General features: G+C 55.7%; 20 protein-coding genes and 4 tRNA genes. 23 read left to right on the top strand and 1 reads right to left on the bottom strand.

What is annotated here, in order from left to right; all coding sequences use genetic code 11:
* Positions 1-479: 479 nt before the first annotated feature.
* Positions 480-1,847 carry an MFS transporter gene (locus tag ACXMYO_RS00005; RefSeq protein WP_457807429.1) on the bottom strand — a complete coding sequence of 456 codons (1,368 nt, stop codon included), beginning with the start codon at positions 1,845-1,847 and terminating at the stop codon, positions 480-482.
* 685 nt (positions 1,848-2,532) lie between these two features.
* Here ACXMYO_RS00005 and cyoA point away from each other — a divergent pair.
* From cyoA to rpsG, 23 genes are all read left to right on the top strand, one after another.
* Positions 2,533-3,414 (top strand): ubiquinol oxidase subunit II, encoded by an 882-nt coding sequence (gene cyoA, locus ACXMYO_RS00010; protein WP_457807430.1) that lies wholly within the window; start codon positions 2,533-2,535, stop codon positions 3,412-3,414.
* Between the two features lie 2 nt (positions 3,415-3,416).
* The gene (gene cyoB / locus ACXMYO_RS00015; protein ID WP_438765966.1) at positions 3,417-5,393 is read left to right on the top strand and encodes a cytochrome o ubiquinol oxidase subunit I; all 1,977 of its coding nucleotides are present in this window, start codon (positions 3,417-3,419) and stop codon (positions 5,391-5,393) included.
* A 3-nt stretch (positions 5,394-5,396) separates the two neighbouring features.
* The gene (cyoC, locus tag ACXMYO_RS00020; RefSeq protein ID WP_438765967.1) at positions 5,397-6,026 is read left to right on the top strand and encodes a cytochrome o ubiquinol oxidase subunit III; all 630 of its coding nucleotides are present in this window, start codon (positions 5,397-5,399) and stop codon (positions 6,024-6,026) included.
* The gene (gene cyoD / locus ACXMYO_RS00025) at positions 6,026-6,361 is read left to right on the top strand and encodes a cytochrome o ubiquinol oxidase subunit IV (protein ID WP_438765968.1); all 336 of its coding nucleotides are present in this window, start codon (positions 6,026-6,028) and stop codon (positions 6,359-6,361) included. Before cyoC ends, cyoD begins: the two co-directional genes overlap by 1 nt.
* Positions 6,362-6,374: 13 nt before the next feature.
* Positions 6,375-7,283, top strand: coding sequence for a heme o synthase (gene cyoE, locus ACXMYO_RS00030; RefSeq protein WP_438765969.1), 909 nt, complete (start codon positions 6,375-6,377; stop codon positions 7,281-7,283).
* Between the two features lie 191 nt (positions 7,284-7,474).
* Positions 7,475-8,881, top strand: a complete 1,407-nt coding sequence (locus tag ACXMYO_RS00035) for a cytochrome ubiquinol oxidase subunit I (protein ID WP_438765970.1) — start codon at positions 7,475-7,477, stop codon at positions 8,879-8,881.
* A gap of 15 nt (positions 8,882-8,896) precedes the next feature.
* Positions 8,897-9,901, top strand: coding sequence for a cytochrome d ubiquinol oxidase subunit II (gene cydB, locus ACXMYO_RS00040; RefSeq protein WP_457807431.1), 1,005 nt, complete (start codon positions 8,897-8,899; stop codon positions 9,899-9,901).
* A 141-nt stretch (positions 9,902-10,042) separates the two neighbouring features.
* Positions 10,043-11,023, top strand: coding sequence for a biotin--[acetyl-CoA-carboxylase] ligase (locus ACXMYO_RS00045; RefSeq protein WP_457807432.1), 981 nt, complete (start codon positions 10,043-10,045; stop codon positions 11,021-11,023).
* Positions 11,020-11,859, top strand: coding sequence for a type III pantothenate kinase (locus ACXMYO_RS00050; RefSeq protein ID WP_457807433.1), 840 nt, complete (start codon positions 11,020-11,022; stop codon positions 11,857-11,859). The genes ACXMYO_RS00045 and ACXMYO_RS00050 overlap by 4 nt, the downstream gene beginning before the upstream one ends.
* Before the next feature lie 114 nt (positions 11,860-11,973).
* Positions 11,974-12,057: transfer RNA gene (locus tag ACXMYO_RS00055), tRNA-Tyr, on the top strand.
* A 40-nt stretch (positions 12,058-12,097) separates the two neighbouring features.
* Positions 12,098-12,171: transfer RNA gene (locus ACXMYO_RS00060), tRNA-Gly, on the top strand.
* Positions 12,172-12,189: 18 nt separating this feature from the next.
* Positions 12,190-12,264: transfer RNA gene (locus ACXMYO_RS00065), tRNA-Thr, on the top strand.
* Positions 12,265-12,378: 114 nt separating this feature from the next.
* A tRNA-Trp gene (locus ACXMYO_RS00070) sits at positions 12,379-12,454 on the top strand.
* Between the two features lie 67 nt (positions 12,455-12,521).
* Entirely contained in the window at positions 12,522-12,890 is a 369-nt protein-coding gene (gene secE / locus ACXMYO_RS00075) for a preprotein translocase subunit SecE (RefSeq protein WP_189517986.1), read from the top strand.
* Positions 12,891-12,898: 8 nt separating this feature from the next.
* Positions 12,899-13,432 carry a transcription termination/antitermination protein NusG gene (gene nusG / locus ACXMYO_RS00080; RefSeq protein WP_438765974.1) on the top strand — a complete coding sequence of 178 codons (534 nt, stop codon included), beginning with the start codon at positions 12,899-12,901 and terminating at the stop codon, positions 13,430-13,432.
* A gap of 83 nt (positions 13,433-13,515) precedes the next feature.
* Entirely contained in the window at positions 13,516-13,947 is a 432-nt protein-coding gene (gene rplK, locus ACXMYO_RS00085; RefSeq protein WP_438765975.1) for a 50S ribosomal protein L11, read from the top strand.
* 2 nt (positions 13,948-13,949) lie between these two features.
* A complete protein-coding gene (gene rplA, locus ACXMYO_RS00090; RefSeq protein WP_438765976.1) occupies positions 13,950-14,642 on the top strand; it encodes a 50S ribosomal protein L1 in 693 nt (230 codons plus the stop codon).
* Positions 14,643-14,876: 234 nt separating this feature from the next.
* Positions 14,877-15,386, top strand: coding sequence for a 50S ribosomal protein L10 (gene rplJ / locus ACXMYO_RS00095; protein ID WP_438765977.1), 510 nt, complete (start codon positions 14,877-14,879; stop codon positions 15,384-15,386).
* 66 nt (positions 15,387-15,452) lie between these two features.
* A complete protein-coding gene (gene rplL / locus ACXMYO_RS00100; protein ID WP_438765978.1) occupies positions 15,453-15,827 on the top strand; it encodes a 50S ribosomal protein L7/L12 in 375 nt (124 codons plus the stop codon).
* 252 nt (positions 15,828-16,079) lie between these two features.
* Entirely contained in the window at positions 16,080-20,156 is a 4,077-nt protein-coding gene (rpoB, locus tag ACXMYO_RS00105; RefSeq protein WP_438765979.1) for a DNA-directed RNA polymerase subunit beta, read from the top strand.
* Between the two features lie 83 nt (positions 20,157-20,239).
* A complete protein-coding gene (rpoC, locus tag ACXMYO_RS00110; RefSeq protein ID WP_438765980.1) occupies positions 20,240-24,454 on the top strand; it encodes a DNA-directed RNA polymerase subunit beta' in 4,215 nt (1,404 codons plus the stop codon).
* A gap of 141 nt (positions 24,455-24,595) precedes the next feature.
* Complete coding sequence (gene rpsL, locus ACXMYO_RS00115; RefSeq protein ID WP_438765982.1) at positions 24,596-24,970, top strand: 30S ribosomal protein S12; 375 nt, start codon at positions 24,596-24,598, stop codon at positions 24,968-24,970.
* Between the two features lie 108 nt (positions 24,971-25,078).
* Positions 25,079-25,549, top strand: coding sequence for a 30S ribosomal protein S7 (gene rpsG / locus ACXMYO_RS00120; protein WP_086620797.1), 471 nt, complete (start codon positions 25,079-25,081; stop codon positions 25,547-25,549).
* Positions 25,550-25,553 lie beyond the last annotated feature (4 nt).

The raw sequence follows: 25,553 nt of genomic DNA on the forward strand, positions 1-25,553 counted from the left end.
GTCAGGCACCCCTTCCGAACCCCGGTCCTTAACAGGACCGGGGTTCTTTTATGGGCGCTCGCCGGCGCCGGCGTGGCGCCTGCCGGCGGTCACTGACGTGACCGCCGGGCAGGGCCCCTCAGGGCGCGGTCGCCAGCGCCGCCACCAGTGCCGCCATCTCCGCCTCGGTGCCGATCGAGATGCGCAGCCAGTCGGCCAGCCCCGGCGCGGCAAAGTGGCGAACCAGAATGCCCGATACGTATTATCATGATGACGTATGCATGTACATTTCAGGCGCTAAAACATCCAAACAAGATCTTCTCTGGCTTCTGATCCAGGCGCTACCTGGAAATAATTAGCCGATGCTTCATACAGGTGGGCCTCAATGGTGATAAGCCACTGACACCATCGGTACGTGACAGGGCGGAATCATGAACAATAAAAAGGCATCCATCAGGATGCCTTTTTATAACAAGCTATAGCCCGGAGGCAGGCTCGAACTACGGTGATAGTTGCAGCCAACGCGTCAGCGCATCGCGATCAATAACGTCGCGGTCAACCTTCAAATAAGCCACGCCTTCCTCTTCGACAACCAGCACATCTTCAATACCTGCAATGCTTTTAAGCTGCCTGCTGCATTCGTTGCTGTCCGTAATATTTCTGCCCTTGAGGGAAACAACTTCACTGGAAAGATGTTTGGGCACCTTCATGTTTAAAATGGCAAGAAACCACAAGGCACCGAGTGCCGCAGCAAACAAGAAGACAGCATCGATCCCGAAATGACCGGCAATTGCACCGCCAAAACCGCCTCCAACGCTGGCTCCCAGAAACTGACTGGTAGAGTACACGCCCATGGCCGTTCCTTTCGCGCCGGCAGGAGAGAGCTTGCTGATCATTGAAGGCAGCATGGCCTCCATAAGGTTGAAGCCGGTGAAAAAGATCAGCAACAACACAATCAATAACCATCTTGTCTGTCCCGCTTCGCCAAGAGCAAAAAGTGCCAGTGTCATCGCGGCTACAGCACCCATGAATACGATTTTCATGTGGCGATATTTTTCCGCTGCAATGATCAGCGGCACCATGGCAAAAAAGCCGGCCGCCATGACGGGCAGATATACCCAGCCATGGTACTGGGCGTCGATGCCAAGATTTTCGAGCCTGAGAGGCAGGGCAATAAAACAGCCTGTCAAAATGGCATGAAGGGCGAAAATCGAAAAGTTCAGGCGTAGAAGCTCGCTCTGAAGCAGCATCTTTCTTAACTGGCCTGGGTCCACGCCAACATCACGATGCTGTCTGGCTGGTGCTGAAGGGACCAGCCGCCATAGGATAAGAAGGCCGACAAGCGCCAGCAGCGCGGTGCTCCAGAACACGCCTGACAGGCCAAAAACTTCCGCCAGAAACGGCCCCAGCGCCATTGCCAGGCCGAAAGCTAGGCCAATACTCATGCCAATGGCTGCCATGGCCGTCGTTCTGGTTTCCTCTCTCGTCTTGTCTGCCAGTAGTGCCATAAGCGCGCCGGCAATGGCGCCGCTGCCCTGCAGACAACGTCCGGCAATGACCCCATAAATGGAAGTGGACAGTGCTGCCATGACGCTACCGGCAAAAAAGAGCAGCAGCCCAAGAGCAATAATCTGCTTGCGCCCCAGACGGTCCGAAAGTGCGCCAAAGGGGATTTGAAAAATGGCCTGTGCCAGCCCGTAGCCGCCAAGTGCAATACCGATAAGAAAGGGGGTCGATCCTTCCAGTTCCCGGGCATAAAGAGCGAGCACGGGCAGTACCATGAAAAGCCCCAGCATGCGAAAGGCATACAGCATGCCAAGGCCCGCAACTGCACGGTATTCACCCGCATTCAATGAAATGTGTTTCATGATTCTCCGAAGACCTTGAGGCAGCGCATCATTTTAACGGTCCGGCAGGGGTGCAGGGAATTTGTATGTGACCTGAAGGGTTGCAGGTGAAATACTGAGGGCTGGCGTATTACACAGCAACGATCACAGGGGCTCCCTCTGTGACGAATGGAATTGGTAGAAGGTTCCATGTATCATGCCGCGGTGTTTTGTCGCACGGGTTCAAGGCTTTTTGCCTGACGCTTTCAGCTGTCGACTGTCAAAAAACTGCGCAGTATCGGCTCTGATTGCGAAGTGCTCACTTACAGAAAGACCTTTTGGATGCCTGCTTTCTAATGCCAGGGTCTAAATAAGCTTTTGTCACAGCACTTGAAGTCAACAGGCGAAAAACTGAACAATAGCAGTGGCAGCGTATAGCGCCATTCAGGGCTGTCATGCCTGCCGCTTTCAGTCAGTAGATGACTTTACACGTCACCTTTCTGCTGGGAGCAGTCACAGGCGGGAAGCATCCGTCCAGGACAGTCACTTCCAACGATAAAACCATCAGACACTCCTGCAACGTCAGGCTGTCTGGCGCGGTAGATGCCATCCGTGAGCGTTGCTGTCAGACCGTGACCGGAAGCGAGCAGGTACCTGTCACGCATTTCCGGCCCCTCTGGCCGGGCAAAAGCGAAGTGTTCAAGCTGGCCGTTCAAGAGAGCGTGAGATGAGAAAATGGAACTATCCAGACATTCTTAAAAGGGTGTCACTGCTTGCTACTGTCGCATTCGTGCTCAGTGGTTGTACGGGATCTAGTCTTCTCGATCCCAAGGGGCCGATCGGCGCTGAACAGAAATACCTGATCATGACGTCGTTTTTTCTGATGATGATCGTGGTAATCCCCGTCATTGTCATGACGCTTCTGTTTGCATGGCGTTACAACTACATCAAGAATGCCAAGTACTCGCCCAACTGGTCTCACTCCAACAAGATTGAAGTGGTCGTCTGGGCAATACCGCTTGCCATCATTCTCATCCTGAGCATTTTGACATGGCGCAGTACGCATGCCCTTGATCCGCATCGCGTGCCTGAGTCCGACAGGGAGCCCATCGTCATTCAGGTCATGGCAATGGACTGGAAATGGCTGTTCATTTATCCCGAGCAGGACATCGCCTCGGTCAATGAGCTGGCATTCCCGGTCGATACGCCGGTCGAGTTTCGTGTGACTTCCAACAGCGTCATGAACTCGTTTTTCATTCCCCAGCTTGGCAGTCAGATCTATGCCATGGCAGGAATGGAAAATACCGTTCATTTGCTGGCCTCGGAAGAAGGGACTTACCCGGGCATGTCAGCCAACTACAGCGGCCATGGCTTTAGCGGTATGCATTTCAAGGCACTGGCAACATCGGATGAAGGGTTCCAGCAGTGGGTCGACGACGTTCGACAATCTTCGGAAGCCCTGCAGCAGGATAGTTTCAATGAGCTGGCCAAGCCCAGCCGAGACAACCCGGTCGAGTACTTCTCTACCGTTACTCCTGGCCTTTACACCGATATTGTCAACAGTTACATCACGTCGGGCGATAGCTCGCATCATGGGGCTGAGGAGTAAACATGTTCGGCAAACTTAGTATTGAAGCCGTCCCCTACCATGAACCCATTGTTATGGTGGTTCTGGGCGTGGCGGCGCTGATGGGGTTGGCGATAGCTGCCGCTATTACCTATTTCAAGAAGTGGGGATATCTCTGGAAGGAGTGGATTACTTCCGTTGACCACAAGCGCCTTGGCGTGATGTATATCATCGTCGCGATTGTCATGCTGATACGCGGCTTTTCCGACGCCATTATGATGCGCTCGCAACAGGCCATCGCTTCAGGCGGGGCAGAAGGTTATCTGCCACCCGAACACTATGACCAGATCTTTACCGCGCATGGCGTGATCATGATCTTCTTTATGGCCATGCCGTTCATGGTGGGTCTGATGAACATTGTCGTGCCGCTGCAAATCGGCGCTCGCGATGTTGCCTTCCCGTTTCTTAACTCGTTGAGCTTCTGGCTGACGATGGCCGGCGTCATTCTGGTCAACGTGTCGCTGGGTGTTGGCGAGTTTGCAGCAACGGGCTGGCTGGCCTATCCGCCGCTATCCGATATTCAGTACAGTCCGGGCGTCGGCGTGGATTACTGGATATGGAGTCTACAGATATCAGGTATCGGTACGCTGCTGACCGGTGTGAACTTCTTCGTCACCATTCTGAAGATGCGTGCCCCGGGCATGACTCTGATGAAGATGCCGATGTTCACCTGGACGGCACTGTGCACCAATGTGCTGATCATTACGGCTTTCCCCATCCTGACGGTCACCATCGCATTGCTGACGCTTGATCGTTACCTTGGTACCCATTTCTTTACCAATGACATGGGTGGCAACCAGATGATGTATGTCAACCTCATCTGGGCCTGGGGACATCCCGAGGTTTATATTCTGGTACTACCTGCCTTTGGTATCTTTGCCGAGGTTGTGGCGACCTACTGCAAGAAGCGTCTGTTTGGCTATACCTCCATGGTTTACGCCACGATTGCCATTACAGTGCTGTCGTTCATTGTCTGGCTGCACCACTTCTTCACCATGGGCGCCGGCGCCAACGTAAACTCCTTCTTTGGTATCGCCACGATGATCATTGCGATCCCGACCGGGGTCAAAATCTTCAACTGGCTGTTCACCATGTACGAAGGGCGAGTGCAGTTCACCGTGCCGATGGCCTGGACGCTGGGCTTTCTCATTACCTTTACCATCGGCGGCATGACCGGAGTACTGCTGGCTGTACCGGGTGCTGACTATGTACTGCACAACAGCCTGTTTTTGATCGCCCACTTCCATAACGTCATTATCGGCGGTGTCGTGTTCGGTTATCTGGCAGGTTTCACCTACTGGTTCCCGAAGGTGTTTGGATTCAAGCTTGATGAAAGGCTTGGCAAGGCGTCTGCCTGGTGCTGGATCGTGGGATTCTTTGTGGCTTTCATGCCGCTGTACGCTCTCGGATTCATGGGCATGACCCGTCGTCTGAACAGCTACGACAACCCGGACTGGCATTTCCCGCTGATCGTGGCTGCCATTGGCGCCCTTATCATCGCCTGCGGTATTGCCTGTCAGCTTCTGCAGGTGGTGGTCAGCATCAAGAATCGTCACAAGAATATTGACGAGACTGGCGACCCGTGGGGCGGTCGTACGCTGGAATGGTCCATTCCTTCACCGGCACCTTTCTACAACTTCGCGCATACGCCCGTTGTTGAAGAGCGTGATGCTTTCTGGCACATGAAGGAAAAGGGTATCAGTGAGCAAAAGCCTGCCGAATATCAGGATATCCACATGCCGAAAAACACCTCGGCCGGATTCTTCATCGGTATCATTGCTTCTGTTTTCGGCTTTGCTCTGATCTGGCATATCTGGTGGCTGGCGATCGTTTCGGCAGTAGGTATCTTCGTCACCATGGTGCTGCGTACCTTCAATGACGATATTGACTATTACGTTCCTGCGGCTGAAGTCGAGCGCATCGAAAGTCAGCGTTATCAAAAATTGTCAAATCAGGCGTAACACATGTCGACTCAATCAATGACCAATCAGGACGCTCATGCCCACGGGCATGAGCACCATGACCATGAGCATCATGATCCGGTAGCGACCAAGGTATTTGGTTTCTGGATCTATATCATGAGTGACTGCGTACTGTTTGCATCGATCTTTGCAACCTACGCAGTATTGGGCACGAACTATGCCGGTGGCCCTACTTCGCACGAACTGTTTGAGCTGCCCTTTGTTCTGGTAGAAACCTTCGTACTGTTGGCCAGTAGCTTCATGATCGGGCTGGCAACGCTTGCCATGAACAAGGGGAACAAGCAGGGCACCATGCTCTGGCTGGCTCTGACACTGGTACTGGGTGCAGTGTTTGTTGCTCTTGAGGTCTACGAGTTCCATCACTTCATCTCTGAAGGTGCCGGGCCGCAGCGCAGCGCTTTCCTGTCGTCTTTCTTTACGCTGGTCGGTACGCACGGTCTGCACGTCACCTCTGGTGTCATCTGGGCCATCATTTTGTTGATCCAGATTGCAACCAAGGGCCTGACTGACATGAATCGGTCAAGGCTGATGTGTCTGAGCCTGTTCTGGCACTTCCTGCATATCATCTGGATCTGCGTATTCACCATCGTCTATCTGATGGGGGTCATTTAATGTCCAATCAGCATCAATCAAAGGAAAGCCACGATCATGGCAGTATCAAGTCCTATACCACGGGCCTGATACTCTCCATCATCCTGACGGTCATTCCCTTCGGGCTTGTCATGACCGGTGCGTTATCGGCCATGACCACCCTGGCGATCATCATGATCATGGCGGTCGTACAGATCGTGGTGCAGGTAGTGTATTTCCTTCACCTTGATGAAGGATCAGGGCCACGCTGGAACATGATCTCGCTATGGTTCACGATTTTGATCGTGGGCATCGTTGTAGTGGGGTCGGTGTGGATCATGTTCCATCTCAACCATAATTTGATGGTGGGGATGTAAGAAGTCTGTCCCGATGCTTAAAAGATATCTCCTGCTAACGAAGCCGGGCATTGTCTTCGGCAATCTGATCTCGGTAACAGGGGGATTCTTTCTGGCCTCGAAAGGAAGCATCGACCTGGCGTTGTTTTTCGCCACCGCTATTGGGGTGTCGCTGGTCGTTGCTTCCGGTTGTGTGTTCAACAATGTCATTGATCGTGACATTGACGAGTACATGGCGCGCACGCAAAAGCGTGCGCTTGTCGAAGGCACGATCGATGTTCGCTCTGCGCTGATCATGGCCGGCCTGCTGGGTGTAGCAGGCTTTTTACTTTTACTGCTGGTTGCCAATCCGCTGGCTGCAGGGGTGGCCCTGTTCGGCTTTGCCATTTACGTGGGTGCCTATAGCCTCTGGCTAAAGCGGCACTCGGTTCATGGCACGTTGATCGGTAGTCTGTCAGGTGCTGCTCCGCCAGTCATCGGCTACTGTGCCGTCAGCAACCAGTTTGATCTGGGGGCAGTGCTGGTACTGCTGATTTTCAGTCTCTGGCAGATGCCGCATTCCTATGCGATCGCCATTTTCCGGCTGGAAGATTACCGGGCTGCTTCCATACCCGTGCTCTCGGTTGCAAAAGGCGTGGCCTCTGCCAAGCGCCAGACCGTTGGCTATATCGTCGCATTCGGCATCGCTGCAATGATGCTGACGTTGACGGGGTATACCGGCTACATTTATCTGGTGGTCATGACTGCCATAACGCTTTACTGGCTCTATATCGCCGTTACCCGTTATCGGCAGGAAGATGACGGCCGCTGGGCTCGCCAGCTTTTTGGTATATCGATACTGGTAGTCACCGTTTTGAGTGCCGTCATGGCAATCGACTATCAAAAACCGGTATCACGATCTGAAACGGCGCAGTTTGCTCTGACAGCCCCCCAGCACGTCTAATCAATTCAATGCTGTATCGACGCTGTCGTCGATCAGCATTGCTTCTTTCGTTTTCTCGACCGTTTGCTTTCCTGCGATGCAGGCACGCCATCATGCGACATGATGTCCCGAGGGTTTCACTTTGTTGCGTGAATGCTCTAACTTCATAGATTCCGTGACTGTCCAGAACCCAAGGCAGGAGAGCCAAGCCAATGCTGGGGTTTGATGCTTTAGACCTGGCGCGCTTCCAGTTCGCCTTTACTGTTTCCTTTCATATTCTTTTTCCCGCTTTTTCGATCGGACTTGCCAGCTATCTGATGGTGCTGGAAGGGCTGTGGTTAAAAACGGGCAATGAAATTTACCATAATCTCTATCGTTTCTGGGTGCGTATCTTTGCTGTCGTTTTCGGGCTGGGCGTTGTCTCTGGTGTGGTAATGGCCTATGAATTCGGCACCAACTGGAGCGGTTTTGCCGAAAGGGCAGGGGATATCACCGGAGTGCTGCTCACCTATGAGGTGCTCACGGCCTTTTTCATGGAGGCCGGCTTTTTGGGCATCATGCTGTTCGGCGAAGGCCGGGTCAGCAAGCGGTTGCACTTTACGGCAACCTGTCTCGTTGCCGTGGGCACCCTGATTTCGATGACCTGGATTTTGATGTCCAACAGCTGGATGCAAACACCTGCCGGCTATGAGGTCATCGATGGGCGGTTTGAGCCGGCCAACTGGCTCGAGATCATGTTCAATCCGTCGTTCCCCTATCGCATTGTTCACATGGGGCTGGCAGCTTTCATCTCGGTTGGATTCGTTGTCGGTGGGGTAGGGGCCTATCACCTTCTGCGCAATCGCCGTGATCTGGCCGCCCGCAAAATGTTTTCCATGGCAATGTGGGCCATCCTTGTCGCGCTGCCGGTACAAATTATCGCCGGCGACATGCACGGCCTCAACACGCTGGAGCACCAGCCTGCCAAGGTGGCGGCCATGGAGGGGCACTGGGAGAACGAACCCGGACAGAAGGGCATGCCACTGGTGCTTTTCGCCCTGCCGAACATGGACGAAGGGGTCAATCGCCTTGAGCTGAAAGTGCCCTATGCCAGCAGCCTGATTTTGACGCATACCCTTGATGGCCAGATTCAGGGGCTCAAGGACTGGCCGCGTGATGAATGGCCCAATGTGCCGCTGGTCTTCTGGAGCTTCAGGATTATGGTGGGGCTGGGCATGCTGATGCTGGGCATGGGTGTTGTAGGGCTGTTTCTACGCTGGAAGGGGAAGCTTTACGAGGCTCGCTGGTTTCAGCGCATTGCCCTGTTCACGACGCCGGTCGGTTTCATTGCGCTTCTGGCCGGCTGGATCACGACAGAAGCCGGGCGTCAGCCGTGGGTGGTCTACGGCATGCTGCGAACCGAAGATGCTGTCTCATCGCACAGTCTGGCAAGCATGGTGACAACGCTGATTGGTTTTATGGTGGTCTATGCCATTATTTTCGGCATCGGAATCTACTACATGCTGAAACTGATCCGCTCCGAACCGATGAACATGGTGCCCGCCGGGGGGCCTGGTCATGAGCGTCAGCCCAAGCGGCCCATGTCGGCGGCCGAAAGCAGCTTTGAAGAGCAAAATTGATTGGGAGCCATGAGCATGACAATTGATCTACCGGTCATCTGGTATCTGCTGATTGGTTTTGCAGTCGCCATGTACGTCATGATGGACGGCTTTAGTCTTGGGGTGGGCATCCTGTTTCCTTTCATCCGGGGCGATGAAAAGCGCGATGTCATGATGAATACCGTGGCGCCGGTATGGGACGGCAATCAGACATGGATGATCCTGGGGGGCGCCGGGCTCTATGGCGCCTTCCCTCTGGCGTATGCGGTCATTCTGCCAGCAATGTATCTACCGTTGATTCTGATGCTGCTGGCATTGATCTTTCGCGGCATCGCCTTCGAGTTTCGTTTCAAGTCCAACCGCTCACGCAAATGGTTTGATCTTGCCTTCAGTGGCGGCGCCATGGTTGCCACCTTTAGTCAGGGCGTGGTACTGGGTGGCATTATCAACGGTCTGGCCGTCTCGGAGCGCGCTTACCAGGGCGGCACCTTTGACTGGTTCTCACCGTTTGCGCTGTTTACCGGACTGGCACTGATGGCAGGCTATGCGCTTTTGGGTGCCGGCTGGCTGATCATGAAAACGGAAGGTGACCTCCAACAGCGTTTTTATCAGCTGGCTCGTCCTCTGACGCTGTTGCTGGTGGCTGCCATGATCGTGATCAGTGTCTGGACGCCACTATCAAATGGGCGTATTGCCGAACGCTGGTTTACCTTTCCCAATATCGCCTGGTTTGCTCCGGTACCGATTCTGGTCGCGCTGTTTTCCTGGAGTATCTGGAATGACGTTACTCACGCCCATGAACGTCGCCTGTTCTTCAAGATTCTGGGACTGTTTTTCCTTGGGCTCTCGGGTCTTGTGATCAGCTTCTTCCCATTGATCATCCCCCCTGACATTACGCTGTGGGATGCTTCTTCGGCCCGGGCCAGTCAGACATTTTTGATCGTCGGCTATGTGGTACTGGTTCCCATCGTGCTCGCCTATACGGCCTACAGTTATTACGTTTTTCGAGGCAAGGTGCGTGCCGGCGAGGGTTATCACTGACACCAAATGCACTGTTTGGAGATTACAAAGGGTACCCAAAGGGGTACCCTTTTTGTTTTTCGTGTATTGCGCCGGGAAGCAGGAACATGGCTCGTCGCGATGCAGGTGGATACAAGGGTTCCAGGCCATGAATGCAATTCCATGAGTGTCAGCGATCTGATTAGACTGATGAGCGACGGTGCCTTCCATTCAGGGGAGGCGCTGGGAAGGGAAGTAGGGGTGTCACGGACCGCGGTGTGGAAACAGCTGCGAAAGCTTGAAGGACTAGGGCTTTCTGTCGAAACCACCAGAGGGTGTGGCTATCGTCTTCTCGACCCGCCCGAGCCGTTTCGTGGTGCCGACATCGTGGCAGGCCTGTCACGCTGTGCACGTCAGCACCTCAAACATCTTTTTGTGGAAGATGCGGTGAATTCCACCAACACCTATCTGCTGGAGCGCTTTGCACAGGGTGCCGGACATGGTGAAGTCTGTCTGGCGGAGTGGCAAAGTGCCGGCAGGGGGCGTCGTGGGCGTTCCTTCTATAGTGAATGGGGCGGCAATATTCACTTCTCCGTTGGCTGGCAGTTTGAAAGCGGGGTAGGGGCGCTGGAAGGTTTGAGTCTGGCAGTCGGTGTGGTCATGGCAGATCTATTGTCGGCACAAGGCGTGGATGTTCAGCTGAAATGGCCCAATGACCTGCTGGTGTTAACGCCTTCAGGCACCCTCAAGCTGGGAGGCATATTGGTCGAGGTTCGTGGGGATGCCGTCGGACCCTGCCAGGTGGTGATCGGTGTTGGCGTCAATATTCGGCTTTCCGACAAGGGGAAGGCCGGTATCGAACAGCCGGTTGCGGCACTCGCTGATCTGACAGCCGGATTGTCGCGCAATGGGCTGGTCAGCGCGATGATCGAGGAACATATGCAGATGCTGGCGTGTTTTGAAAAAACGGGGTTTTCTGCCTGGCGTGACCGCTGGAACGGCTACCACGTCCATCGAAACAAGGCAGTCCGGATCCATCAGGGCAGTACAGTTCATGATGGTGTTGCACAGGGTGTTGATGATACCGGCAACCTTGTGGTCAGTATTGACGGTAAATGCAGGCGTTTTACAGGTGGCGAAGTCAGTCTGCGTGGTCGCTCATGATTCTTGACCTGGATATTGGCAACACCTTGTCGAAGTGGCGACTAAAGGATAAAAAGACCAGTGATATCCGCGCTCGGGGTGCCATGTGGACGCGCAACGAATGGCGTTCGGGGGCCGATATTCCTGATCTGGACACTGTCGACGTTATTCGGATATCGAATGTAGCGCGTCAGGACGTGCTGGAAGACACCGTCAGGCTCTTGAAGCGTCGCGTTGATGCCATTTACATTGCACACTCCACGGCCGAGGCACTTGGTATTCACAATGGCTATGAGTCACCCGAGCGACTGGGAGTGGATCGCTGGCTTGGGGTGATCTCGGGGTATCAGCTGACTGGTGGGTGCTGCACTGTGGACTGCGGTAGTGCCATTACCATGGATGCCGTACTGCCCGGAGGGCGGCACATTGGCGGCTACATTATTCCGGGGCTCAGACTCATGAAGGAGAGCCTCAAACTCGGTACCCGCAAGGTGGCAATCGATCTGGAGCAGGACGTACTGCATGCGTTATCACCTGGGACCAATACTGTAGATGCGGTCAACCACGGTGTGTTCGTGTCGGCTACCAGTGCCATCAGCCGTCTTTACATGGAAGTCTGCGACCACCACGGCATGGCGCTGCCATTGTTGATTACCGGAGGCGATGCGGGACTTGTATCTCGCGGTCTTCGTATACCGCATGCCCATTGGGCGGACATGGTTTATGCAGGTCTTGAGGCGCTCTTTCCAGTGACATCTGCCGAAGAAAAGGGTGTGCTGGCAGGTATGCCCCGGGTGATTGAACCAGCGAATTTAACGGATATGCGCAAGGCACTTGCGTTTGCGCAATTGCTCTGACAGAATGCGCCGCGTTCCAGAAAGCAGCGCATAACGGCAAAAAGTGCGATATGCATGCAGAAAGGGGCAGGGCTTGACAGGCCTTTAAAGGTCGGTATAATTTGCCGCCAAGTTGGAGGGATTCCCGAGTGGCCAAAGGGAGCAGACTGTAAATCTGCCGCGCGAGCTTCGGAGGTTCGAATCCTCCTCCCTCCACCAAGATTTTTTTCAGTCACATGGTGGCTGAAAGATTGGGCAAGCGGGCATAGTTTAATGGTAGAACCTCAGCCTTCCAAGCTGATGATGCGGGTTCGATTCCCGCTGCCCGCTCCAGTTGTTGTAAAGAGTTATGCTCATGTAGCTCAGGGGTAGAGCACACCCTTGGTAAGGGTGAGGTCGACGGTTCAATTCCGTCCATGAGCTCCATTCAGGGCGAGCCAAAAGGGTCGCCCTTTTTAGTTCGATGTGTTGGTTGTCTTGCGTCGGACTTTTTGATATCGTGCACGCCGCTCGCAAAGGTGGTCACGACGACGATGTTACAGGCCAGTGGCTCAATTGGCAGAGCAGCGGTCTCCAAAACCGCAGGTTGGGGGTTCGAGTCCCTCCTGGCCTGCCAGTCTTCCTCAGATTGGCAGCTTTTGTGTGTAAATCGATTGCCGCACTCCTGAGGAGTTTTCTTCCCCATGAAACAGACCGCCGAAGTGCAGGATACCCGTTTTGATGCGCTCAAGTGGGCTGCTGCCGTGGTGCTTGTTGCTGTTGCGGTAGCAGGTAATGTCTATTTTGCCGATCAGCCGATGATTTATCGCGTGGTCGGCGTTGTTGTGCTGGTTGTTGCCGCACTGGGCATTGCGCTGACCACCGGACGAGGCCGTGAGCTGACCTCGCTTGCCAGAAACGCCAAGAAGGAAATTCAGCGTGTTGTCTGGCCGACCCGCCAGGAAACCTTTCAAACGACCGCTATCGTGCTGGGCGCAGTTGTCATCGTGGGCCTGTTGCTCTGGCTGATTGATATGTTCTTCGGTTGGCTGGTGTCGACTCTCATTGGTTAGGAGCTTGCATGACTAAGCGCTGGTACGTTGTCCACGCCTATTCTGGTTTTGAAAAGCAGGTCATGCGTTCACTAACTGAGCGCGTGAAGCTTTACGAAATGGAAGACCATTTCGGCGAAATACTGGTGCCTACGGAAGAAGTCGTTGAAATGCGCGATGGGAAGCGCCGCAAGAGCGAGCGCAAGTTTTATCCCGGTTACGTGCTTGTTGAAATGGCGATGGATGACCGCAGTTGGCATCTGGTTAATGAAACGCCCAGGGTAATGGGATTTATCGGCGGGACGCCCGAAAAGCCCGCTCCCATTACGCCCAATGAAGCAGAAGCCATTTTGCGTCGCGTGCAGGATGGTACTGAAAAACCGCGTCCCAAGACCATGTTTGACGCTGGTGAGACCGTCCGTGTTGCTGATGGTCCCTTTGCAGATTTCAATGGCGTGGTTGAAGAAGTCAATTACGAGAAGAGTCGTCTGCAGGTCAGTGTTCTGATTTTCGGGCGCTCTACTCCCGTCGAACTTGAGTTCTCGCAGGTCGAGAAGCTTTAAGTTCGAAGGGTGCTGGTGGTGCAGTATCGCTGCATCGATAGTCGGGGGAGCCGCAAGGCGCTATTACCCAATCGGAGTCCATCATGGCCAAGAAAGTACAGGCTTATATCAAGCTGCAGGTTGCAGCTGGTAAGGCCAACCCCAGTCCGCCGGTAGGTCCGGCACTCGGTCAGCACGGCGTCAATATCATGGAATTCTGCAAGGCGTTCAACGCAGAAACCCAGGATATGGAAGTCGGTCTGCCGACGCCCGTGGTTATCACGGTTTATTCCGACCGCAGCTTTACGTTCATCACCAAGACGCCGCCGGCGCCCGTGCTGCTCAAAAAGGCTGCAGGCATCAAGTCCGGTTCCGGTGAGCCGAACAAGAACAAGGTTGGTACGGTGACGCGTGAGCAGATCGAAGAGATTGCCCGCACGAAGGAGCCTGATCTGACGGCTGCCGACCTTGAAGCTGCCTTGCGCACCATTGCTGGTACTGCACGCAGCATGGGCCTGAACGTGGAGGGTCTCTGATCATGGCCAAGCTTTCCAGACGCATGAAGCTGATTCGCGATCGTGTTGATGCCTCGCGTGTTTACAGTGTTGATGAAGCCACTGCACTGCTGTCCGAGATTTCCTCTGTGAAATTCAAGGAAAGTGTAGAAGTTGCTGTCAACCTGGGTGTCGATCCGCGTAAATCGGATCAGGTGGTACGTGGTGCTACCGTATTGCCCAACGGCACTGGTCGTGACGTTCGTGTCGCGGTTTTCGCTCAGGGCGCCGCGGCTGATGCAGCGCGCGAAGCCGGTGCTGAAATCGTTGGCATGGATGATCTGGCCGCCGAAGTCAAAAAGGGCAACCTCGATTTTGACGTTGTCATCGCAGCACCGGACGCCATGCGCGTTGTCGGTCAGCTGGGTCAGATTCTGGGCCCGCGCGGCCTGATGCCCAACCCCAAGGTGGGTACGGTAACTCCTGACGTGGCGACTGCCGTCAAGAATGCCAAGGCCGGTCAGGTACGTTTCCGTACCGACAAAAACGGCATTATCCATGCTGGTATTGGCAAGGTTGATTTCACGCCCGAAGCCCTGCGTGGCAATCTGGAGGCACTGGTCAACGATCTGAAAAAGCTCAAGCCCAGTACTTCCAAAGGGGTCTATCTCAAAAAGATTTCCCTGTCCACGACCATGGGTCCCGGTGTGACCGTCGATCATTCCTACATGAACTGATCGATTTTACCGATTGCTTTGCGGTCCCCGTGCCCGTGGTGGAACGGGGCGCCGTCAAAGACCGCAGGTGTCGCTCCGTCGGGGCGGCTTAATCGTTTGCCTTGTGTGAATGGCCTGCGCAGATGGCGCCTGTTGCCAGCCGGCAACACGCCATCATCCACTCTGCTGTATGTCATCAGTAGATGGTAACCACGATGGTCATCCTCCCGGATGGCCGGCACGAGGAGTGAAAATATGCCCCTGGGTCTTGAAGACAAGAAGGCAATTGTCGCTGAGGTCAGCGAAACTGCCGGACAGGCGCTCTCCGTTGTCGTAGCCGACTCTCGCGGTGTTGACGTGGGCGCCATGACGGCGCTGCGTAAAAAGGCCCGAGATAACGGTGTCCAGCTGCGCGTTGTGCGTAACACGCTGGCCCGTCGCGCCCTGCAGGGCACTTCATGGGAGTGCCTGAACGAGACTTTTGTTGGTCCGTCTCTGCTGGCGTTTTCTCTTGAGCATCCAGGCGCCGGCGCGCGTCTGCTCAGGGATTTCGCTCGCGAACAGCCCAAGTTTGAAGTCAAGGCGCTGGCCTACGAGGGTGAGCTGATCGAGGCGAGTGATATCGATCGTCTGGCAAGCCTGCCGACCTACGACGAAGCTATCGCCAAGCTGATGTCCGTCATGAAGGAAGCTTCCGCCGGCAAACTGGTACGCACGCTCGCAGCGCTGCGCGATCAGAAGCAGGGCGAAGAAGAAGCAGCCTGATCGGCGTATCATTCAGGCAAATTTCATCGGGCAGTCATTTGCCCCGCAAAGTACAGGAATGCAATCATGGCACTGAGCAAAGAAGACATCATCAACGCTGTTGCTGAAATGTCTGTCATGGAAGTTGTCGACCTTATCGAGTCGATGGAAGAGAAGTTTGGCGTCAGCGCTGCTGCTGCTGTTGTCGCAGGTCCCGGTGGCGGCGGCGAAGCTGAAGCCGTTGAAGAACAGACCGAGTTCGACCTGGTTCTAACAGCCGCTGGCGACAAGAAGGTCAACGTCATCAAGGTGGTTCGCGAAATCACCGGCCTTGGTCTCAAGGAAGCCAAGGGCGCCGTCGACGGTGCTCCGGCAACCCTGAAAGAAGGCATGTCCAAGGAAGATGGCGAAGAAGCCAAGAAGAAGCTGGAAGAAGCTGGCGCTTCCGTGGAACTCAAGTAATCAGTGTTCCGCATGAAAGCGTTATAGCATGACGGCTGGTGGCGGTCAGATGAGCTGACCGCCGCCGGCCTTTTTCTGTTGCCGGATGGGCTTAGCGTGCTTATAGACAAGCCGCTAGTACGCTAAGGCGATCCGGAAAACTTCAAGCGGCGAGCTCTCCTTCGGGAAGCTTGCCGTTGGCGCCTGATGGAGCCAATCCGCTGGTGTACCGATCACGCCAGTCACTCATGGTGAACAAGCTGGGGATTACAGATGGCTTACTCATACACTGAGAAAAAACGCATCCGCAAGGATTTCGGCAAACTGCCCCAAGTAATGGATGTGCCTTACCTGCTGGCCATCCAGCTTGATTCCTATTATGACTTCCTGCAGCAGGATCGTGCCCCTGAAGGTCGCCATGATATTGGTCTGCATGCCGCCTTCAAGTCCGTGTTCCCGATCGAAAGCTTTTCGGGTAACGCGGCACTCGAGTACGTCAGTTATCGCTTCGGCACTCCTGCCTTTGATGTCAAGGAGTGTCAGCTGCGAGGTGTGACCTATTCAGCGCCCCTGCGCGTCAAGGTACGTCTGATCATCTATGATCGCGAGTCTTCGAACAAGGCGATCAAGGATATCAAGGAGCAGGAAGTCTACATGGGGGAAATCCCCCTGATGACCGAAAACGGTACCTTTGTTGTCAACGGTACCGAGCGCGTTATTGTTTCTCAGCTCCACCGCAGCCCGGGTGTGTTCTTTGACCACGACAAGGGCAAGAGTCATTCTTCGGGCAAGCTGCTGTATTCAGCCCGTGTGATTCCCTATCGCGGTTCCTGGCTGGATTTCGAGTTTGATCCGCGCGATAACGTCTTTGTGCGTATCGACCGTCGCCGCAAGCTGCCTGCCACCGTGCTTATGCGCGCGCTGGGCTATAGCGCCGAGGATATTCTCGGCTATTTCTTCGACACTGATGTTTATCACGTCGAAAGAAACGGATTCTCCGTGCAGCTGGTGCCTTCGCGCCTGCGTGGTGATACGGCAAGCTTTGATATCTCTGACAATGACGGCAATGTCATTGTTGAAGAAGGGCGTCGTATCACCCAGAAGCACATCCGTCAGCTTGAAAAGGCAGGCATCGAGCGCCTTGACGTTCCGATGGAGTATCTCCTTGGCAAGACACTGGCCAAGGATCAGGTCGATCCCAATACCGGTGAGCTGCTGGTTGCCTGCAATACCGAGCTGACACTCGAGATGCTCGAAAAGATCGGTCAGGCCGGCATTACCACCATCGAGACGCTCTATACCAACGACCTCGATACCGGCTCTTTCATTTCCGACACTCTGCGTGTTGATCCCACCGGTTCACAGCTCGAAGCGCTGGTCGAGATCTATCGCATGATGCGTCCGGGCGAGCCGCCGACCAAGGAAGCGGCTGAATCGCTGTTCAACAATCTGTTTTTCAGCGAAGACCGCTACGACCTGTCCGGTGTGGGCCGCATGAAGTTCAACCGTCGCCTGCGTCGTGACAACGACGAAGGTCCGGGGGTTCTGACCCATAGCGATATCATTGACGTGCTCAGAGAGCTCATCAATATTCGCAACGGTTTTGGCGATGTCGACGACATCGACCACCTGGGTAACCGTCGTATCCGAAGTGTCGGCGAAATGGCCGAAAACCAGTTCCGTGTTGGCCTGGTGCGTGTCGAGCGCGCGGTCAAGGAACGTCTGTCCATGGCCGAAAGTGAAGGCCTGATGCCGCAGGACCTGATCAACGCCAAGCCGGTAGCGGCAGCGGTCAAGGAATTCTTCGGTTCTTCGCAGCTTTCCCAGTTCATGGACCAGAACAATCCGCTGTCCGAGGTCACGCACAAACGTCGTGTGTCCGCACTCGGGCCGGGCGGTCTGACGCGTGAGCGTGCAGGCTTTGAAGTGCGTGACGTACACGCCACGCACTATGGTCGTCTGTGCCCGATCGAGACTCCTGAAGGTCCGAACATTGGTCTGATCAACTCGCTGGCCACCTACAGCCATACCAATCACTATGGCTTCCTCGAGACGCCCTACCGCAAGGTGGAAAATCGCCAGGTGACCGATGATGTCGTGCATCTGTCGGCGATCGAGGAGGGTGATTTCATCATTGCCCAGGCATCCGCCACGGTCGATGAAAACGGTCAGCTGATCGATGATCTGGTTCAGGTCCGTCACCGTGGTGAGACCACCTTCATGGCGCCCGACAAGGTGACGCTGATGGATGTGTCGCCGCGCCAGGTTGTCTCGGTTGCCGCTGCCCTGATTCCGTTCCTTGAGCACGACGATGCCAACCGTGCATTGATGGGTTCGAACATGCAGCGTCAGGCCGTACCGACCCTGAAGGCGGACAAGCCGCTGGTCGGAACAGGCATGGAACGTTTCGTGGCACGTGACTCTGGTGTCTGCGCCGTGGCACGACGTGGCGGTCTGGTTGATTCGGTGGATGCCAAGCGCATCGTTATTCGGGTTAATGAAGATGAGATCATCGGCGGTGAAGCCGGTGTTGATATCTACAACCTGACCAAATACGTTCGCTCCAACCAGAATACCTGTCAGAACCAGCGTCCGATCGTGCGTCAGGGTGACAAAATTGCCATCGGTGACATTCTGGCTGACGGTCCGTCGGTGGATACCGGCGATCTGGCACTGGGCCAGAACATCCGTATCGCCTTCATGCCCTGGAACGGCTACAACTTCGAAGACTCCATGTTGATTTCGGAGCGCGTGGTTGAAGAGGATCGTTTCACCACGATCCACATTCAGGAACTGACCTGCGTATCGCGTGACACCAAGCTGGGCGCCGAAGAGATTACATCGGATATTCCCAACGTGGGCGAAGCGGCACTGGGCAAGCTGGATGAATCCGGCGTGGTCTACATCGGTGCCGAGATCAACCCGGGCGATATTCTGGTCGGCAAGGTCACACCCAAGGGCGAAACCCAACTGACGCCGGAAGAGAAGCTGCTGCGTGCCATCTTTGGTGAGAAGGCCAGCGACGTAAAGGATACGTCGCTGCGCGCTTCAACCGGTATGCGTGGCACGGTCATCGACGTTCAGGTCTTTACCCGCGACGGGGTCGACAAGGATGCACGTGCACTTTCCATCGAGCAGCAGCAGCTCGACGAAGTGCGCAAGGATCTGCAGGAAACCTATCGTATCGCCGAAAATGCGACCTTCGAGCGTCTGCAGCGCACGCTGTCCGGCCAGCCGGTCAACGGTGGCCCGAGACTCACCAAGGGTGACGTGGTCACCGATGAGTACCTTGAAGAGCTGCCGCGTTCACAGTGGTCGAAGCTTCGCATGCAGGATGAAGCGCTCAACGAGCTGCTGCATCAGGCTGACGAGCAGCTGGAAACCCGTCGCAAGGAGATGGAGGAGCGTTTTGAGGACAAAAAGCGCAAGCTTACTCAGGGCGATGATCTGGCGCCGGGCGTACTGAAAATCGTCAAGGTCTATCTGGCCGTCAGGCGTCGTATCCAGCCCGGCGACAAGATGGCCGGCCGTCACGGTAACAAGGGTGTCATCTCGGCCATCATGCCGGTTGAAGACATGCCGTTTGACGATGAAGGTACGCCGGTCGATATCGTGCTCAACCCGCTGGGCGTTCCATCACGCATGAACGTCGGTCAGATCCTTGAGACGCACCTGGGTATGGCGGCTCACGGACTCGGCGTCAAGATCGATCGCATGATGCGAAATGCCCGCGAGCAGCAGCTCACCGAGATTCGCGAGTTCCTGCATCAGGTGTACAACACCAGTGGTGGGCGTCAGGAGAATATCGACGAGCTGACCGATGAGGAAGTAATGGCTCTGGCCAAGAACCTCTCGGGTGGCGTACCGATTGCCTCTCCAGTGTTCGACGGTGCCCATGAGCAGGAGATCAAGGGCTTGCTGCGTCTGGCCGATCTGCCGGATTCAGGTCAGATGGCGCTTTATGATGGTCGTACCGGTGAAAAGTTTGATCGTCCGGTGACGGTTGGCTACATGTACATGCTCAAGCTCAACCACCTCGTGGATGACAAGATGCATGCGCGCTCTACCGGTTCGTACTCGCTGGTCACTCAGCAGCCGTTGGGCGGCAAGGCCCAGTTCGGCGGCCAGCGCTTCGGTGAGATGGAAGTGTGGGCACTCGAAGCCTATGGCGCGGCCTACACGCTGCAGGAGATGCTGACGGTCAAGTCCGACGATGTGGAAGGTCGTACCAAAATGTACAAGAGCATCGTCGACGGTGATCACAGCATGCAGGCGGGTATGCCTGAATCCTTCAACGTACTGGTCAAGGAAATCCGCTCGCTGGGTATCGACATCGAGCTGGAAGGCTAAGCGCCGCCTTTATCCTATGAAGGTCCGCGGGGCCCCGATAAACCGGGCCCCGCTCATGACAACTCCGCAACGGAGCCGACCCCATGAAAGATCTGGTCAAAGTTCTTAAATCGCAGGCGCAGTCCGAAGAGTTTGATGCCATTCGGATTTCGCTTGCTTCTCCGGACATGATCCGCAGCTGGTCGTTTGGCGAGGTCAAAAAGCCCGAGACCATTAACTACCGGACGTTCAAGCCAGAACGTGATGGCCTGTTCTGTGCCAAGATTTTTGGTCCGGTCAAGGATTACGAGTGCCTGTGCGGCAAGTACAAGCGCATGAAGCATCGCGGCATTATCTGCGAAAAGTGCGGCGTTGAAGTGACCAAAGCGTCCGTGCGTCGTGAGCGGATGGGCCACATCGAGCTGGCATCTCCGGTCGCACACATCTGGTTTCTGAAGTCGCTGCCGTCGCGCATTGGCATGCTGCTGGACATGACACTGCGTGATATCGAGCGTGTCCTGTACTTCGAATCCTTTGTGGTCATCGACCCGGGCATGACAACGCTTGAGCGCGGTCAGCTGCTCAACGATGAGCAGTATTTCGAAGCGCTTGAAGAATTCGGTGATGACTTTGATGCCCGTATGGGTGCCGAAGCTGTTCAGGCATTGCTGTCCGACATCGATCTGGGTGAAGAGATCGAGCGTCTGCGTGAAGAGATCCCCCAGACCAATTCGGACACCAAGATCAAGAAGCTTTCCAAACGCCTCAAGCTCCTGGAAGCCTTCTATCGTTCGGGTAACCACCCGGGCTGGATGGTCATGGAAGTACTGCCTGTGCTGCCGCCGGACCTGCGTCCGCTGGTACCGCTGGATGGCGGTCGTTTCGCGACTTCCGATCTCAACGACCTTTATCGTCGTGTGATCAACCGGAACAACCGCCTCAAGCGGCTGCTGGATCTGTCTGCGCCGGACATTATCGTGCGCAACGAAAAGCGCATGCTGCAGGAATCGGTTGATGCCCTGCTGGACAACGGCCGTCGCGGTCGTGCCATCACGGGCTCCAACAAGCGTCCGCTGAAGTCGCTGGCCGACATGATCAAGGGCAAGCAGGGGCGTTTTCGTCAGAACCTGCTGGGCAAGCGCGTTGACTACTCGGGTCGTTCGGTTATCACTGTAGGTCCGACACTGCGTCTGCATCAGTGTGGTCTGCCCAAGAAGATGGCGCTTGAGCTGTTCAAGCCGTTTATCTATTCGAAGCTTCAGGGCAGCGGCCAGGCCTCCACCATCAAGGCTGCCAAGAAGCTGGTCGAGCGTGAGATGCCGGAAGTCTGGGACATTCTCGCTGACGTGATTCGTGAGCATCCGGTGCTGCTTAACCGCGCACCGACACTGCACCGTCTGGGCATTCAGGCGTTCGAGCCGATGCTGATCGAAGGCAAGGCCATCCAGCTGCATCCGCTGGTCTGTGCCGCCTATAACGCCGACTTTGACGGCGACCAGATGGCCGTACACGTACCGCTGACGCTGGAAGCCCAGCTTGAAGCGCGTGCGCTGATGATGTCGACCAACAACGTGCTGTCGCCGGCCAACGGTGATCCCATCATCGTACCGTCTCAGGACGTTGTGCTGGGTCTGTACTACATGACCCGCGAGCGTATTGGGGCAAAGGGCGAGGGAATGGCCTTCTCTGACCTCAATGAAGTTGAGCGTGCTTTTGGTACCCAGAGTGTTGACCTGCATGCCCGCGTTCGCGTTCGTCTGAGTGAATGGGCCCGTGACGAAGAAAGCGGTGAGCTTGTCGAGCAGGTCTCGGTCAAGGACACGACGGTCGGACGTGCGCTGCTGTATCGCATCGTGCCGCGTGGTATGCCGTTCGAGATGGTCGATCGCTCGATGAAGAAAAAGGCGATCTCCCAGCTGATCAATGCCGGGTACCGTCTGGTGGGTCTGAAGGAAACTGTCATCTTTGCTGACCAGCTGATGTATACCGGTTTCCGTCTGGCCACCTGGTCTGGTGCGTCCATCGGCGTTAACGACTTCGTCATTCCTGATTCCAAAAAGGAAATTATCGAAGCGGCCGAGGATGAGGTGAAGGAAATCGAGGATCAGTTCTCCTCGGGTCTTGTTACCGCCGGCGAGAAGTACAACAAGGTTATCGATATCTGGTCCAAGGCCAACGACAAGGTGGCCCGCGCCATGATGACCGGTATCTCGAAAGAGACGGTTACCGATCGTGAAGGCAACGAAGTCGAACAGGACTCGTTCAACAGCGTCTTCATCATGGCGGATTCCGGCGCCCGTGGTAGTGCGGCCCAGATTCGTCAGCTGGCCGGTATGCGTGGCCTGATGGCCAAGCCGGATGGCTCGATCATCGAAACGCCGATCACGGCCAACTTCCGTGAAGGTCTGAACGTACTTCAGTACTTTATCTCCACGCACGGCGCACGTAAGGGTCTTGCGGATACGGCACTGAAAACGGCCAACTCCGGTTACCTGACACGCCGTCTGGTCGATGTGGCGCAGGACGTGGTCGTGACCGACACCGACTGTGGCACAGAAGAAGGCCTGACACTTCACCCGGTCATCGAGGGTGGTGACATCATTGTTTCGCTGGCCGAGCGCGTGCTGGGTCGTGTCGTGGCACGTGATGTCGTGGATCCGCAGAGTCAGGAAGTACTGATTCCGCGTAACACGCTGCTTGATGAAGCCTGGTGCAATCGTCTCGACACCATGGGTGTCGATGAAATCGTGGTGCGTTCGACCATCACCTGTGAAACCGCACACGGCGTCTGTTCTTCCTGCTACGGCCGTGATCTGGCGCGTGGTCACGTGGTCAACGTGGGTGAGTCGGTGGGTGTTATTGCTGCCCAGTCGATTGGCGAGCCGGGTACCCAGCTTACCATGCGTACCTTCCACATCGGCGGTGCAGCATCGCGTGCCTCGGCCGTGGACAGCGTTCAGGTCAAGCATGGCGGTAGTGTACGCCTGCACAACATGAAGCATGTTGAACGCAGTGACGGAAAACTGGTTGTGGTATCGCGCTCCAGTGCTCTGGCCGTGGCCGATGAACATGGCCGTGAGCGTGAGTACTACAAGCTGCCCTACGGTGCCGAGCTGTCCATCAAGGACGGTGCGCTGGTCGAGTCAGGCCAGGTGGTGGCCAAGTGGGATCCGCACACGCACCCGATCGTCTCTGAAGTGGACGGCCGCATTCAGTTCACCGACATGGAAGAAAACGTCACCATCAACAGAAGTGTTGACGAGATGACGGGGCTTTCCTCCATCGAGGTTATTGAGGCCGGTAACCGTCCAACATCGGGCCGTGACAAGCGCCCGATGATCATGCTGCAAAACGAGCAGGGTGAAGCGGTGTCGCTGCCCGGTTCCAATACGCCGGTGCAGTACATGCTGCCGGGCAATGCGATTGTTTCCGTTGATGACGGTTCGGCAATCGGTATTGGTGAAGTGGTGGCCCGTATTCCGGTCGAGGCGTCCGGCAACAAGGACATCACCGGTGGTCTGCCGCGCGTTGCTGACCTGTTCGAGGCGCGCAAGCCCAAGGAAGCTTCTGTTCTGGCCGAGGCCACGGGCACCATTACCTTCGGCAAGGAAACCAAGGGCAAGCGTCGTCTGATGATTACGCCGACCGATGGTGATCCGATCGAAATGCTGATTCCCAAGTGGCGTCAGATCGGTGTCTTCGAAGGTGAAACCGTCGAGCGTGGTGAGGTCATCTCTGATGGTCCGAGCAACCCGCACGATATTCTGCGTCTGCTGGGCGTCAGCGAACTGGCCAAGTACATCACGGCTGAAATCCAGGACGTCTACCGCCTTCAGGGTGTCGGCATCAACGACAAGCACATTGAAGTTATCGTGCGTCAGATGCTGCGCAAGGTAGAGGTTCTCGATGCCGGCGACAGCACGTTGATCCCGGGTGATCAGGTCGAACTGGTTCGTGTGCTGGCAGAAAACGTGCGTCTGCAGGAGCAGGAGAAATTCCCGGCCAAGTATGATCGTGTACTGCTGGGGATCACCAAGGCATCGCTTGCCACGGAATCCTTCATCTCGGCGGCTTCCTTCCAGGAAACCACACGAGTGCTGACCGAAGCCGCAGTCACCGGCAAGCGCGACTATCTGCGTGGTCTGAAGGAAAACGTGGTGGTTGGACGTCTGATTCCGGCCGGCACGGGTCTTACGCATCATGCCGAACGTCGTCGCAGGAAAGAGGGTGCCACGCGCGATCAGCATCCTTCGGCCTTCGATGTCGAGCAGCAGCTGGGCGAGCATCTGACTGCACTGGATGCTGATGACGACCTTTAGCGGCAGACAGGTTCTGCGCCGGTTACGGCGCAGGGCTTGACGCCCTTGCAGGCGAACCCTTAGAATTCGCAGCCTTTAACAGTAGGGGCAGGTGCGTCCTGTCCCTGCTGTTTTGTATCATCATCATTGGAGCGAGCCTTTATGGCAACGATTAATCAGCTGGTGCGCAAGCCCCGCAAGCGGCCGCAGGCCAAAAGCGATGTGCCTGCGCTGCAGGCATGCCCGCAGCGCCGCGGCGTTTGCACGCGTGTTTATACCACCACGCCCAAAAAGCCGAACTCGGCCCTTCGTAAGGTCTGCCGTGTTCGCCTGACCAACGGTTTCGAAGTTGCGTCGTATATCGGCGGTGAGGGGCACAACCTTCAGGAACACTCCGTGGTGCTCATTCGTGGCGGTCGCGTAAAGGACCTTCCCGGTGTGCGTTATCACACGGTTCGTGGTGCACTTGACACCTCCGGTGTCCAGAACCGTCGTCAGGCGCGTTCGAAGTACGGCACCAAAAAGCCGAAGTCCTGATCGGTATTCATTCAATTTTCACGGTCTGATAAGAGTAAGGCCGGGCAGCGCACCCTGAGTGTTTGGTCCCGGGTTTACCTGAAAGACTCTTCTGACTGAGGGCTTATCATGCCTAGAAGACGTATTGCGGCGAAGCGCGACATCCTGCCGGATCCCAAGTTCGGAAGTGAGCGCCTGGCCAAGTTCATGAACCACCTGATGATCAGCGGCAAGAAATCCGTCGCCGAGCGCATCGTTTATGGTGCGCTGGATCGGGTTGCCGAACGCTCCAATGATGAGCCGCTGGACATTTTCGACAAGGCACTGGAAGCCATCCAGCCCATGGTCGAAGTAAAATCACGTCGCGTTGGCGGTGCCACCTATCAGGTACCCGTTGAAGTGCGTCCTTCACGTCGTCAGGCGCTGGCCATGCGCTGGATGGTGGACGCTGCTCGCAATCGCGGTGAGAAGACCATGGTGCAGAGGCTGGCCGGCGAAATGCTGGACGCGGCTGAAGGCAAGGGTGCTGCTGTCAAGAAGCGTGAAGACGTCCATCGTATGGCAGAAGCCAACAAGGCCTTCTCTCACTACCGCTTCTAATAGA

It is taken from the genome of Kushneria sp. EE4 (assembly GCF_977968315.1).